Below are 13,243 nucleotides of genomic sequence, written 5' to 3' on the forward strand. Positions count from 1 at the left end.
GTCACCGGTCGGCGGCGCCTCGGCGGCGCGTGGGCCTGGCCCCGGAGGGCCAGGCCCCGGCGGCTCAGCCGACGTCGACGCCGTAGTCCTCGGCGATGCCCTTGAGGCCGGTGTCATAGCCCTGCCCGATGGCGCGGAACTTCCACTCGCCACCCCGGCGGTAGAGCGCCCCGAAGACCATGGCGGTCTGCGTCGCCGCGTCAAGGCTCAGCTCATAGCGGCACATCTCCCGGCCGGTCAGGTTGTCGACCACCCGGATGTAGGCGTCCTCGACCTGGCCGAAGGCCTGGGAACGGGCCTCGGCGTCGTAGATCGAGACGGTGAAGACCACCTGGTGGACCTCCGGGCCGAGGCCGTCCAGGTCGACGGCGATCTTCTCGTCGTCGCCCTCGCCCTCGCCGGTCCGGTTGTCGCCGGAGTGGCGCACCGAACCGTCCGGGCTGCTCAGGTTGTTGAAGAAGACGAAGTGCTGGTCGGAGAGGACCTTGCCGTCCGCCCCGCAGACGATCGCGGACCCGTCGAGGTCCACGTCCGGCCCGGCGTCGTCGCGTACGTCCCAGCCGAGGCCGACGGTGACGTCGGCCAGTGGGGTGCCGTCCCGGTTGAGTACGGTGTTCTCGCCCTTGGCGAGGCTCACGCCCGTCACTGTTCGCTCCCTGGTCCGGAATCCCGGCGCGGTCAGACGTTGACGCCGAAGTCGGCCGCGATCCCGGCGAGGCCGGAGGCATAGCCCTGGCCGATGGCGCGGAACTTCCACTCGGCGCCATTGCGGTAGAGCTCGCCGAAGACCATGGCGGTCTCGGTGGAGGCGTCCTCGGAGAGGTCGTAGCGGGCGATCTCGGCGCCGCCCGTCTGGTTGACGATCCGGATGAACGCCTCGCGGACCTGGCCGAAGCTCTGCCCGCGCCCCTCCGCGTCATAGATGGAGACCGGGAAGACGATCTTCGCGACCTCGGCCGGGACCCGGGCCAGGTCGACCTTGATGACCTCGTCGTCGCCCTCTCCCTCACCGGTGAGGTTGTCGCCGGTGTGCTCCACCGAGCCGTCCGGGCTCCTGAGGTTGTTGAAGAAGACGAAGTGCTGGTCCGAGAGCACCCGCCCGGACGCGTCGCACAGCAGGGCGCTGGCGTCCAGGTCGAAGTCGGCTCCGGTGGTGGTGCGGACGTCCCAGCCCAGGCCGACCAGCACGGCGGACAGTCCGGGTGCCTCCTTGGTCAGCGAGACATTGCCGCCCTTGGACAGGCTTACTCCCACGGCGTCTTCTCCTCTTCACTGCTGCGGCCAGGCGGGCAAACCGCCGCCTGATCAACTTTGCTCCGGCTTTGCCAACGGCCGAGCCGCCCGCCCGGTTCCCGCTGCCCCGGACAGACCTGGCGGACCTGACGGACCTGACAGACCTGGCGGACCTGACGGACCTGGCGGACCGGCGGTCAGATCCGCCCGGCCCTGCGCTCCCGGGCCAGCAGCCCCATCAGATAGCAGCCGCCCAGCACCCCGGTGACCACGCCGACCGGCAGCTGATGGCCGGTGAGCAGCCGCTGACCGGCCCAGTCGGCGGTCGCCAGCAGGGCGGCGCCCACACAGAGGGAGGGCAGCAGATTGGGCCCGGGGGTGCGGGTCAGCCGACGGGCGACCTGGGGGGCGGTCAGGGCGACAAAGGAGACCGGCCCGGCGGCCCCGGCGGCCAGCGAGGCGAGCAGCACCGCCGACGCCAGCAGCACCAGGCGGGTGTGCTCCACTCGCACGCCCAGCGCGCACGCCGTGTCGTCGCCGGTCTCCAGCATCCGCAGCGCCGGGGCGCGGCCGAGCACCACGGGCAGCAGCACAGCCAGGGCGGCGGCGAGCGGCAGCAGGTCGCTCCAGTCGCGGCCGTCGAGGGAGCCGGTGAGCCAGAGGACGGCGCGGGCGGCCTCCATCATCTCGGCGCGGGTGAGCAGATAGCCGTTGACGCCGGTGAGGATGGCCGCGAGGCCGATGCCGACCAGGATCAGCCGCTGGCCGTGCAGGCCGTGCCGCCCCGCCAGCAGCCGGACCAGCGCCCCGGTGGCCAGTCCCCCGCCGACCGCGCCCGCGGCGACCGCCGGGCTGCTGCCACCGGCCGCCACGATGACGGTCAGCGCTCCGGCCGCCGACCCCTGGGTGAAGCCCAGCACATCCGGGCTGCCCAGCGGATTGCGTACCAGGGACTGGAAGAGCGCGCCGCTGAGCCCCAGCGCGGCGCCCACCAGCAGGGCGGCGGCGACCCGGGGCAGCCGCAGCTCGCCCAGGACGAAGGCGTCGCCGGGGGTGCCGTGTCCGGCGAGGGTGCGGAGCACCGTGGCCGGGCTCATCGGGTAGTCGCCGCTGCCCAGGGAGACCACCCCGACGGCGAGGGCGAGCAGCGCGCATCCCGCGCCGACCGCCAGCGCCCTGGGCCGGTAGACGACGGACCGGCGGCCGGGCAGTCGCAGCACGCTCATGGGGTCACCATCCTGCGGCGCCGGACGAAGTAGAGGAAGAAGGGGCCGCCGAGCACCGCGGTGACGATCCCCACCTGGAGTTCGGAGGGCCGGGCGAGCACCCGCCCCAGCACGTCGGCGCCGAGCAGCAGCGCGGGGGCGAGCGCCGCGCAGTACGGGAGCTGCCAGCGCAGGTCGGGGCCGGTGAGGGCGCGGACCAGGTGCGGCACCATCAGTCCGACGAAGACGATCGGTCCGCAGGCGGCGGTGGCCGCGCCGCAGAGCAGGGTGATCGCGACCACGGCGGCGGCCCGGGTCCGGGCGGGGTGGGCGCCCAGCGCGCGGGCCGACTCGTCGCCCAGCGCGAGGGCGTTGAGCGGGCGGGCGAGGGCGAGGGCGAGCAGCGCGCCGGCTGCCACAAAGGGGGCGACCTGGCTCGCGGTGCCGGGTTCGGGACCGGCCAGCGAGCCCACGGTCCAGAAGCGCATCCGGTCCAGTGAGGCGGTGTCCAGCAGCTGTACGGCGTTGACGTAGGAGTAGACCGCCGCATTGACGGCGGTTCCGGCGAGCGCCAGCCGTGCCGGGGTGGCCCCGCGTCCGCCGCCCAGGGCGAAGACCAGGACCGACACCGCGGCGGCGCCGAGGAAGGCGAACCAGACGAAGCCGGTGAAGGTGGTGATCCCGGCGAAGGAGATCGCGGAGACGACGGCGGCCGAGGCTCCGGCGTTGATGCCCAGCAGTCCCGGGTCGGCCAGCGGGTTGCGGGTGAGGGCCTGCATCACGCCGCCGGCCAGCCCCAGGGCCGCGCCGGCGAGCAGGCCCAGCGCGGTGCGCGGCAGCCGCATCCGGTGCACCACCGTGTAGTCCGGGCTGTCCGGGTCGAGCAGGCCGTGCCACACCTCGCCGGGTGAGAGGGCCTTGGCTCCGACGGCCAGGCTGAGGACGAGGAGGGCGAGCAGCAGGGTCAGGGCGCCGAGCAGGCCGGCGGCGCGGTACCGCCGGGTGGGCGGGGGCGCGGCTGCCACGGTCCCGCCGGTCTGCGGGTCCTTGGTGAGGGTCACGTACGGGCTCCGGGGTGGCCGGGGTGAGGGGACCGCCCGACCGGGGCGGCGCTTAGGTTAGGTTAACCTAAGGTCCGTTCCGCCTTCCGGGCGGTCCCGCACGTACGAGAGAAAGACCCTGCCATGACGCACGCCGTACCCAGCCGCCGCCTCACCCGCCGGACGCTCCTCGTAGCGGGCGGCGCCGTGGGCCTGGGCGCCCTGGCCGCCGCCTGCGGCAGCAGCGGTGACGCGGCGTCCGGCGCAACCGGGACCGGGTCCCGGACCGGGGCCGGGTCCGGGTCGGCCACGCCGGCGGCCGGGCCGTGGTCGTTCACCGACGACCGGAAGAAGACGGCCTCGCTGAAGTCCGCCCCGACCCGCGTCGTCGCCTACACCGGCACGGCCGCCGCGCTGTACGACTTCGGGGCGGGCGACCGGATCACCGGGGTCTTCGGCCCCACCAGGCTCAAGGACGGCAAGCCCGACGTCCAGGCGGGCGACCTGGACATCGACCGGGTGACCGTGCTCGGCAACGCCTGGGGCGAGTTCAACCTGGAGAAGTACGCGGCGCTCCGCCCCGAGCTGCTGGTCACCGACATGTGGGAGCCGGACTCCCTCTGGTACGTGCCGGACGGCAGCAAGGACAAGATCCTGGCGCTGGCCCCGTCCGTGGCCCTCGATGTCGCCAAGATCTCGCTGCCGGAGGTCATCGGGCGCCATGCCGAGCTGGCCGAGGCGCTCGGCGCCGACCTCAAGGCCGAGCGGGTCACCGCCGCCAAGGCGCGCTTCGAGGCCGCCGCCGAGTCGCTGCGGAAGGCGGCCAAGCAGCGGGGCGGCGTCAAGGTGATGGCCGCCTCCGCCAGCCCCGAGCTGCTCTACCTCTCCGACCCGCGCGTCTACCCCGACCTGAGCTACTTCCGCAGCCTGGGCGTGGAGTTCGTGGTCCCGCAGAAGGTCACCGGCAGCTTCTTCGAGAACCTCAGCTGGGAGAAGGCCGACAGCTACCCGGCCGACCTGATCCTGCTGGACAACCGCACCGGCACCCTCCAGCCGAAGGACCTGGCGTCCAAGCCCGCCTGGTCGCAGCTGCCCGCCGTCAAGGCCGGCCAGGTCACCCCCTGGCTGAGCGAGCCGCGCTTCTCCTACGCGGGCTGCGCCCCGCTGGTGGAGACGCTGGCCAAGGCGCTGGGCGAGGCCAGGAAGGTCTAGCCGGCCACCGCACCACCCGACGACCATCCGACGACCGCCGCTGTCCCGCCGCCCGGGACAGCGGCGGTCGTCGCGTTTCCGGTCACGTTCCGGTGAAGGCGGAGCGGTGGGCCCTTGTGCTCCAGGTCACCTCGGCGTACGGTCCGTGTCACACCAGCGAACAAAATGTTTGCTAACGGCAAATCAGGTGTTCACCATGACCGATCGCTCGACGCCCGACGCCCCGGGAGACGACGCCCCGGGAGACGATGCCGACGCGCTCGCCGATGTGGCGCTCGGCGCCCGCATCCGGGAGTACCGCATGATGCGGCGCCTGTCGCTGCGCGCCCTGGGAGAGGCAGCCCAGGCCAGCCCCGGCTTCCTCAGCCAGCTGGAGCGCGGGCAGGCCAATGCCTCCATCGGCATGCTGCGGCGGATCGGAGCGGCGCTCGGCGTCACCGTGGCCGACCTCTTCGACCAGAACGGCACCCCCGGGCCGCGTGTGGTGCGGCGCGCCGACCGCCCGATGCTGCACACCGAGCCGGGCAGCCGGAAGTTCCTGATCTCCCAGCGTCCGCTCGGCCACCTGGAGGTCTACGCGGGCGAGTTCGAGCCCGGAGCGTCCACCGGGGACGACGCCTACACCCATGGCGACTCCCAGGAGATCCTCCTGGTGCTGAGCGGCATCATGCGCGTCGAACTCGCCGGCCGGGCCCATGTCCTGGAGACCGGCGACAGCATCGAGTACCGCTCCTCCACCCCGCACCGGGTGGTCAACGACCACCACGCCCCGGCCGAGGTCCTCTGGATCATCAGCCCGCCCACCCCGGACTGACCCCCCTCCGCCGCCTTCTCCCTCCCCTCTCCCCTCTCCCTGGAGACCCCCATGCCCAGAACGTCCAGAATGTCCAGCAGATACGGAAAGACCCTCGGAGCCACCGCCGTCGGCGGCGCCCTGCTGCTGGCGCTCACCGCCTGCGCGGGCGGCGCCCCGGCCGCCGCCGACATCGACCTCGGCTCCGGACCGGCCGCCGCCGGCCAGGTGAAGAAGGGCGCCCTGGACGGGGTCACCCTCACCTTCGCCTCCTACGGGGGCATCTACCAGGACGGCCAGGAGGCCGCCGCCGTCAAGCCGTTCGCGGCGGCGTCCGGGGCGAAGCTGCTCTCCGACGGCCCCACCGACTACACCAAGCTGAAGGCCCAGGTCGACTCGGGCACTGTCACCTGGGACGTGGTGGACACCGACTCCATCTGGGCCGAGCGCGAGTGCGGCAAGCTGCTGATGCCGCTGGACACCACCATCGTCGACACCTCCAAGCTGCCCAAGGACATGGTGGGCAAGTGCTCGGTGCCGGCCATGACCTACGGCATGGTGCTGATGTACGACAAGAAGAAGTTCGGCGACCATCCGCCCAAGGGCTGGGCCGACTTCTTCGACACCGCCGCCTACCCCGGCAAGCGCGCCATCCCCGGCGTCGCGTCGGACGCGGCCCCCGGCCCGCTGGAGGCGGCACTGCTCGCCGACGGCGTCGCCGCCGACCAGCTCTTCCCGCTCGATGTGGACCGCGCCCTGAAGAAGCTCACCAGCGTCCGCTCCTCGCTGGTCTTCTGGGACACCGGCGCCCGCTCCCAGCAGCTGCTGGAGTCCGGCGAGGTCTCGATGGCCATGGTCTGGTCCGGCCGCGCCTACTCGGCGGTGAAGAACGGCGCCGCCTTCGCCCCGCAGTGGAACCAGTTCCTGCCGATCTCGGACTCGCTCGCCGTCCCCAAGGGCGCCCGCAACCCCAAGGCCGCCATGGCGCTGATCAACTACTATCTGGGCGCCTCCGAGCAGGCCAAGCTCACCGAGCTGACCTCGTACTCGCCGGTCAACTCCGACGCCAAGCCGACCCTGGACCCGACCGCCACCGAGTACCTCACCTCCACCCCCGAGCGGCAGGCGCAGGCCCTCAAGGTCGACAACGCCTGGTGGGCCGAGAACCAGGAGCAGCTCATCCAGAAGTGGTCCGACTGGCTGGCCCGGTGACCCATGGCCGCCCTGATCGAGATCGCTTCCCCGGCCACCGCCGGCCGGCGTGCCAAGGGCGCCGGCGGCCGGTGGGGCTGGCTGCTGCTGCCGGCGCTGCTCCTGCTGGCGGTGCTCTTCCTGGTGCCGCTCGGCCTGATGGCCTGGCGCAGCGTCACCGAACCCGCCACCGGCCTGGGGAACTACTCCTGGTTCTTCACCAGTGACGTCGCCATCGCCACCCTGGTCCGCACGCTGGCCGTCGGCGCCGTGGTCACCCTGGTGACGCTGCTGCTCTCCTATCCGTACGCCTATCTGATGACCGTGGTCAGCGCCCGTCAGCGGATCTGGCTCACCCTGCTGGTGCTGCTGCCGTTCTGGACCAGCCTGATGGTGCGCACCTTCGCCTGGGTGGTGCTGCTCCAGGACAGCGGCGTGGTCAACCGGCTGCTCGGCGCGGTGGGACTGGGTCCGCTGCATCTGATCCGCACCCCGACCGGGGTGGTGATCGGGATGGCGCAGGTGCTGATGCCGTTCATGGTGCTGCCGCTGTACGCGGTGATGAGCGGGATCGACCGCCGGCTGCTGAACGCCGCGCAGGGCATGGGGGCCCGCCCGGCCGTCGCGTTCCTGCGGGTCTTCGTCCCGCTGTCGCTGCCCGGCGTGGGCGCCGGCGCGCTGACCGTCTTCATCACCTCGCTGGGCTTCTATGTGACGCCGGCGCTGCTGGGCTCGCCCGACCAGGCGCTGATCTCCCAGCAGATCTTCACCCAGGTCAACGGGTTGCTGGCCTGGGGCAGGGGCGGGGCGATGGGCATGGTGCTGCTCGCCGTGACGCTGGTCCTGCTGGGGCTGGTCGGTGTCGTCCTGCGGTTCACCCGTACCCGGGGAGGTGCCCGATGAGGACCGCACCCGCGCGGATCGCGCTCTGGGCGTTCAGTGTGCTGGTGGGCCTCTGGCTGATCGCGCCGACGCTGGTGGTGATCCCGCTGAGCTTCACCGACAAGGCGTCGCTGGTCTTCCCGCCGAGCGGCTGGTCCACCCGCTGGTACGCCAACTTCTTCACCGACCCCCGGTGGACCGACGCGCTCTTCTCCTCGCTCCAGGTGGGCGCCCTGGTCGCGGTGGTGGCCACCGTGCTGGGCACCGCCGCCGCCATCGCGCTGACCCGGTCCGACTCCCGCTGGGTGAAGGGCTCGTACGGGCTGCTGCTGGCGCCCATGATCGTGCCGACCGTGGTGGTGGCCATCGGCGTCTATGCGCTCTTCCTCCGCTACAACCTGCTGGGCACGCTCTTCGGCTTTGTGGCCGCGCACACCGTGCTGGCCCTGCCGTTCGTGATCATCCCGGTGACGGCGAGCCTGCGCGGCTTCGACCGGCGGCTGGAGGACGCCGCCATGATCTGCGGCGCCGGCCGCTGGGCCGCCATCCGGCAGGTGACGCTGCCGCTGATCGCCCCCGGGGTGGTCTCGGGCGCCCTCTTCGCCTTTGTCACCAGCTTTGACGAGGTCGTGGTCTCGCTCTTCATCCAGAGCCCCTACCTCCAGACCCTGCCGGTACGGATGTTCGCCAGCGTCACCCGGGACACCGACCCCACCATCGCCGCGGCCGCCACCCTGATCATCGTCTTCACCACGGTGCTCGTGCTGGCCGCCACCTTCACCGCCGCCAGGAGGAACCGTGTCCGCTGAGACCAGCCTCATCAAGGCGCGCGGAGCCCGCATCGAGTTGGCGCAGGTGCGCAAGGAGTATGCGGACTCCGTCGCCGTAGACGACGTCTCCCTGGTCATCGAACCGGGCGAGTTCATGACCCTGCTGGGCCCCAGCGGGTCCGGCAAGACCACCACGCTCAACATCGTCGCCGGGTTCACCGCCGCCACCTCCGGCACGCTCACCATCGGCGGCGTGCAGATGCAGGACCTGCCCCCGCACCGGCGCGACATCGGCATGGTCTTCCAGCACTACGCGCTCTTCCCGCATATGACGGTGGCGGAGAACGTCGCCTTCCCGCTCAAGCAGCGCAAGGTGCCCCGGGCACGCCGCAAGGAGATGGTCGACGCCGCCCTGGAGACCGTGCGGCTGACCGGCTACGGCCACCGCCGTCCCCGGGAGCTCTCCGGCGGGCAGCAGCAGCGGGTCGCCCTGGCCCGGGCGGTGGTGTACGAGCCCAGCGTGCTGCTGATGGACGAACCGCTCGGCGCGCTGGACAAGAAGCTGCGCGAGTCGCTCCAGATGGAGATCAAGCGGGTGCACCGCGAGGTCGGCTCGACCTTTGTCTTCGTCACCCACGACCAGGAGGAGGCGCTGGTCCTCTCGGACCGGATCGCCGTCTTCAACGACGGCGGCATCCAGCAGGTCGGCACCGCGAGCGAGCTCTATGAGCGGCCCGGCAGCCTCTTCGTGGCCGAGTTCCTCGGCGAGTCCTCCACGGTGCGCGGCACGGTGCAGGCCGACGGCGGCGACTCCCTCGTCACGGTGGGCGGCCGGACCGTACGCGCCACCGGCCGGCCGCCCGGCGGCGGACCGAGCGCCGCCGTGGTGGTCCGGCCCGAGCACCTGCGGGTGCAGCCGGCCGCAGCCCCGGTGGCGCCCGGGGTCAACGCGCTGCCCGCCCGGGTGGTCGAGGAGATCTACCTCGGCTCGGGCCGCAAGCTCGAACTGGCCCTGCCCGACGGCACCGTGCTGCTGGCCCGCGAACAGGCCGACCGGCTCTCGGCGGTCCGCCACGGCGACGAGGTCACCGTGGTCTGGGACGTCGAGCGGGGAGTCCTGCTCGACGACGCGCCCGCCACCGCCGCCGCCCCCACCACCCCCGGCGACCGGGTCCCGGTCGCCCTCGCAGCAGAGAGCGGAAGATGACCAGCACCGCACCCGCCACCAGCCCCACCTTCGTCAACGGGGACGTCTCCTTCTGGTACCGGGAGGGCGGCCTCCCCGCCCGGCGCCCGGCGCTGCCCGGCGACCTGGACGTGGATGTCGCCCTCGTCGGCGGCGGCCTCACCGGCCTCTGGACCGCCTACTACCTCAAGCAGGCCCAGCCCGACCTGCGGATCGCCGTGCTGGAGAAGGAGTTCGCCGGGTTCGGCGCCTCCGGCCGCAACGGCGGCTGGCTGAGCGCCGAACCGCCCGGCCAGATGCACCGCTACGCCAAGGCGCACGGCTGGCCGGCCGCCGTCGCCATGCAGCGGGAGATGTTCTCCTCGGTGGACGAGGTGATCCGGGTCGCCGCCGCCGAGGGCATCGAGGCGGACATCCGCAAGGACGGCCTGCTGCATGTGGCCACCAACGCCGCGCAGCAGCAGCGGCTGCGCGACCGGCTGCCGTCGCTGCGCGCCGAGGGCTGGGGCGAGGACGACCTGGTGGAGCTGGACGCCGACCAGCTCGCCGAGCGGGTCCGGGTCGCCGGGGCCCGCAGCGCTCAGTGGAGCCCGCACTGCGCCCGCATCCAGCCGGCCAAGCTGGTCCGGGGGCTGGCCGACGTGGTCGAGCGGATGGGCGTGGCGATCTACGAGGGCACCGAGGTCACCGAGATCCGCCCGGGCGAGGCCGTCACCCGGCTCGGTACCGTCCGCGCGACCAATGTCATCCGGGCGCTCGAAGGGTTCACCGCCGGGCTGCGCGGCAGCCACCGGGACTGGCTCCCGATGAACAGCAGCATGATCGTCACCGAGCCGCTGGAGCAGTCGGTCTGGGACGAGATCGGCTGGCGCGGCGCCGAGCTGATCGGCGACGAGGCCAACTCCTACTGCTACATCCAGCGCACCACCGACGGGCGGATCGCCATCGGCGGGCGCGGCATCCCCTATATGTACGGCTCGCACGTCGACCAGCGGGGCGAGACCCGCACCGCCACCCAGCTCCAGTTGCAGGCCATCCTGCGGCAGCACTTCCCGGCCACCCGGAACACCGCCATCGACCACACCTGGTCCGGCGTGCTGGGCGTCCCGCGCGACTGGTGCGCCACCGTCCACCTCGACCAGCGGACCGGCCTCGGCTGGGCGGGCGGCTATGTCGGGCACGGGGTGACCACCACCAACCTGGCCGGCCGCACCCTGCGCGACCTGATCCTGCGTCAGGACACCGACCTGGTGCGGCTGCCCTGGGTCGGCCGCCGGGTCCGGGGCTGGGAGCCCGAGCCGCTGCGCTGGCTGGGCGTGCGCAGCCTCTATGTCGCCTACCGCGCCGCCGACCGGCACGAGAACTCGGGCCTGGCCCGCACCTCAGCCATCGCGCGCCTCGCCAATGTCATCAGCGGGCGCTGAAAGGAGCCGATGCCCTGTGGACACCACTGCCACCGCCCCCTTCTGGCTGGCGGACGCCTCGACCGTCGTGCTGCCCCCCGCCCTGCCCAAGCCCACCAGCGTCGACGGCCAGCTGGAGGCGACCCTGACCACCTGGGAGTCGGCCGACGGCCTGGTGGAGGTCGGCGTCTGGGAGTGCGGCCCCGGCCGCTTCACCGCCGTCCGCGACGGCTATGACGAGATCTGCCAGGTGGTCTCCGGGTCCGCCACCGTGTACACCGAGGGCGGGGCCGACGTCGAACTGCGGCCCGGCTCCACGCTGGTGATGCCCGCCGGGTGGCGGGGCACCTGGCAGGTGCACGAGACCATCCGCAAGGTGTACCTGGTCCGCACCCACGCGGCGGTGGGCGCATGACGCTGATCCTGCGCGGCGGCCGGGTGTGGACCGGCGACCCGGAGCGGCCCGAGGCGTCCGCCGTCGCCGTCTCCGGCGGCCGGATCACCGCCGTCGGCGACGACGCCGAGGTGCGCCGGGCCGCCGGTTCCGGGCCGGTCGAGGTGTTCGAGCTGGCCGGTCGCACCCTGGTCCCGGGTCTCCAGGACGCGCACATCCACCCCGTCTGGGGCGCCCTGGAGGCGCTGCGCTGCGACCTGACCGGGGCCGCCGACGCCGAGGAGTGCGTCGCCACCGTCCGGGAGTACGCGGCGGCGCACCCCGGGCAGCCGTGGATCCGCGGCGGCGGCTGGGCCATGGACTGCTTCCCGGGCGGCTGGCCGACCCGCGAACTGCTGGACTCCGCCGTGCCCGACCGGCCGGTCTTCCTGCCCAACTCCGACCACCACTCGGCCTGGGTCAACTCGGCGGCGCTGGCGTGCGCCGGGATCGACGCGGCCACGCCGGACCCGGCCGCCGGGCGGATCGAGCGGGACGCGGACGGCCGCCCCACCGGAGTGCTGCACGAGGGAGCGATGGACCTGGTGGCCCGGGTGCTGCCGGAGGACACCGCCGAGGAGCAGCTGCGGGCGCTCGGCCATGCGCAGGCCATGCTCTTCCGCTATGGCATCACCGGCTGGCAGGACGCCATCGTGGGCCCGTACGGCGGGGCCGGCGACACCCTGGCCGCGTACCGGCAGGCGGATGCGAGCGGGCTGCTGGAGGCCCGGGTGACCGGGGCGCTGTGGTGGGACCGCGACCGTGGCCTGGAGCAGATCGACGACCTGGTCGCCCGGCGCGGCGAACCGGGCCGCCGGTTCCGGGCCGGTGCGGTGAAGGTGATGCAGGACGGGGTACTGGAGAGCGCCACCGGTGCGCTGCTGGAGCCGTACCTGGACTCCTGCGGGTGCGCGACCGGCAACCTCGGCCGCTCCCATGTGCCCGCCGAGCTGCTGGCGGAGGCGGTGACCCGGCTGGACGCGGCCGGGTTCCAGGTGCACTTCCATGCGATCGGGGACCGGGCGGTCCGCGAGTGCCTGGACGCGGTCGCGGCGGCGGTCCGGGCGGGCGGTGCCAGGGAGCGGCGCCACCACATCGCGCATGTGCAGCTGGTGGACGAGGCGGACATCGGCCGGTTCGCCGAGCTGGGGGTGACGGCCAACGTCCAGTCGCTCTGGGCCACCCACCACCCGCAGACCGACGAGCTGACCAACCCGATGCTGGGCGAGCGGCGGGCCGGTCAGCAGTACCCGTTCCGCCGGCTGCTGGACAGCGGCGCCCGGCTGGCCGGGGGCAGCGACTGGCCGGTCACCACGGCCGACCCGTGGCAGGCCATGCATGTCGCCGTGCACCGCACCGAGCCGCCCGGCTCGGCGCACTCCGGGCACCCCGGCGCCGACCGGCCGTTCCTGCCGGAGGAGCGGCTGGGGCTGGCCGACATCCTGCGCGCCTACACGGCGGGCTCGGCCTGGGTGAACGGCAATGACGCCGAGGTCGGCACGGTACGGGAGGGGATGGCAGCGGACCTGGCGGTCCTCGACCGGGACCTGTTCGACCCCGCCGCCGGAGTGGCCGGGACCCGCGCGGTGCTCACCATGGTGGCCGGGACGGTCGTCCACGCGGAGTGAGGTGGCGGCGCCGGGCGGCCGTCCGCCGAGTCGACCGTTCAATCACTGGGCGTAGTCAACCGTCGCACTATGCTGCCACAAGTGATCGGACATGGTCGTCTCCGGCAGTCCGTCCGGCGCCACGGGGGGCCTCATCACGTCGGGCGCCGACGACGGCATCGCGGCCGTCTCGGTCCGCGCGGACCGCTGAGGCTCGGGCCGGGGTCAGGCAACGACAACGGTCACCAGTGCAGCCTTTGGATCTTCCGGCGTTCTGCGTTTCACTGT

Annotated in this window: 13 protein-coding genes; 9 read left to right on the forward strand and 4 right to left on the reverse strand. The window is 73.0% G+C overall.

Annotated elements, in window-relative coordinates; translation table 11 throughout:
- Positions 1–64 precede the first annotated feature (64 nt).
- From C7M71_RS07980 to C7M71_RS07995, 4 genes are all read right to left on the reverse strand, one after another.
- Positions 65–646 carry a TerD family protein gene (locus tag C7M71_RS07980; RefSeq protein ID WP_229758608.1) on the reverse strand — a complete coding sequence of 194 codons (582 nt, stop codon included), beginning with the start codon at positions 644–646 and terminating at the stop codon, positions 65–67.
- Between the two features lie 32 nt (positions 647–678).
- Complete coding sequence (locus C7M71_RS07985) at positions 679–1,254, reverse strand: TerD family protein (RefSeq protein ID WP_111492458.1); 576 nt, start codon at positions 1,252–1,254, stop codon at positions 679–681.
- A gap of 176 nt (positions 1,255–1,430) precedes the next feature.
- Positions 1,431–2,459, reverse strand: coding sequence for a FecCD family ABC transporter permease (locus C7M71_RS07990; RefSeq protein ID WP_111492457.1), 1,029 nt, complete (start codon positions 2,457–2,459; stop codon positions 1,431–1,433).
- Positions 2,456–3,499, reverse strand: a complete 1,044-nt coding sequence (locus C7M71_RS07995; protein WP_111492456.1) for a FecCD family ABC transporter permease — start codon at positions 3,497–3,499, stop codon at positions 2,456–2,458. The genes C7M71_RS07990 and C7M71_RS07995 overlap by 4 nt, the downstream gene beginning before the upstream one ends.
- Before the next feature lie 123 nt (positions 3,500–3,622).
- Between C7M71_RS07995 and C7M71_RS08000 the strand changes: the two genes are divergently transcribed.
- From C7M71_RS08000 to C7M71_RS08040, 9 genes are all read left to right on the forward strand, one after another.
- On the forward strand, positions 3,623–4,690 hold the full coding sequence (locus C7M71_RS08000; RefSeq protein WP_111492455.1) for an ABC transporter substrate-binding protein: 1,068 nt from the start codon (positions 3,623–3,625) through the stop codon (positions 4,688–4,690).
- 196 nt (positions 4,691–4,886) lie between these two features.
- A complete protein-coding gene (locus tag C7M71_RS08005; RefSeq protein WP_111492454.1) occupies positions 4,887–5,504 on the forward strand; it encodes a helix-turn-helix domain-containing protein in 618 nt (205 codons plus the stop codon).
- A 69-nt stretch (positions 5,505–5,573) separates the two neighbouring features.
- On the forward strand, positions 5,574–6,695 hold the full coding sequence (locus tag C7M71_RS08010; RefSeq protein WP_111491986.1) for an extracellular solute-binding protein: 1,122 nt from the start codon (positions 5,574–5,576) through the stop codon (positions 6,693–6,695).
- A 3-nt stretch (positions 6,696–6,698) separates the two neighbouring features.
- Positions 6,699–7,577, forward strand: a complete 879-nt coding sequence (locus tag C7M71_RS08015; protein ID WP_111491985.1) for an ABC transporter permease — start codon at positions 6,699–6,701, stop codon at positions 7,575–7,577.
- On the forward strand, positions 7,574–8,365 hold the full coding sequence (locus tag C7M71_RS08020; RefSeq protein WP_111491984.1) for an ABC transporter permease: 792 nt from the start codon (positions 7,574–7,576) through the stop codon (positions 8,363–8,365). The genes C7M71_RS08015 and C7M71_RS08020 overlap by 4 nt, the downstream gene beginning before the upstream one ends.
- Positions 8,355–9,533 carry an ABC transporter ATP-binding protein gene (locus tag C7M71_RS08025; protein ID WP_175607655.1) on the forward strand — a complete coding sequence of 393 codons (1,179 nt, stop codon included), beginning with the start codon at positions 8,355–8,357 and terminating at the stop codon, positions 9,531–9,533. The genes C7M71_RS08020 and C7M71_RS08025 overlap by 11 nt, the downstream gene beginning before the upstream one ends.
- Complete coding sequence (locus C7M71_RS08030) at positions 9,530–10,936, forward strand: NAD(P)/FAD-dependent oxidoreductase (protein ID WP_111491983.1); 1,407 nt, start codon at positions 9,530–9,532, stop codon at positions 10,934–10,936. The genes C7M71_RS08025 and C7M71_RS08030 overlap by 4 nt, the downstream gene beginning before the upstream one ends.
- 16 nt (positions 10,937–10,952) lie before the next feature.
- The gene (locus C7M71_RS08035) at positions 10,953–11,330 is read left to right on the forward strand and encodes a cupin domain-containing protein (RefSeq protein ID WP_229758609.1); all 378 of its coding nucleotides are present in this window, start codon (positions 10,953–10,955) and stop codon (positions 11,328–11,330) included.
- Positions 11,327–12,976: an amidohydrolase gene (locus C7M71_RS08040; protein WP_111491981.1), complete on the forward strand. Its 1,650-nt coding sequence runs from the start codon at positions 11,327–11,329 to the stop codon at positions 12,974–12,976. The genes C7M71_RS08035 and C7M71_RS08040 overlap by 4 nt, the downstream gene beginning before the upstream one ends.
- Positions 12,977–13,243: the final 267 nt, after the last annotated feature.

This window comes from Peterkaempfera bronchialis (assembly GCF_003258605.2).
In the GTDB taxonomy this organism is placed as follows: domain Bacteria; phylum Actinomycetota; class Actinomycetes; order Streptomycetales; family Streptomycetaceae; genus Peterkaempfera; species Peterkaempfera bronchialis.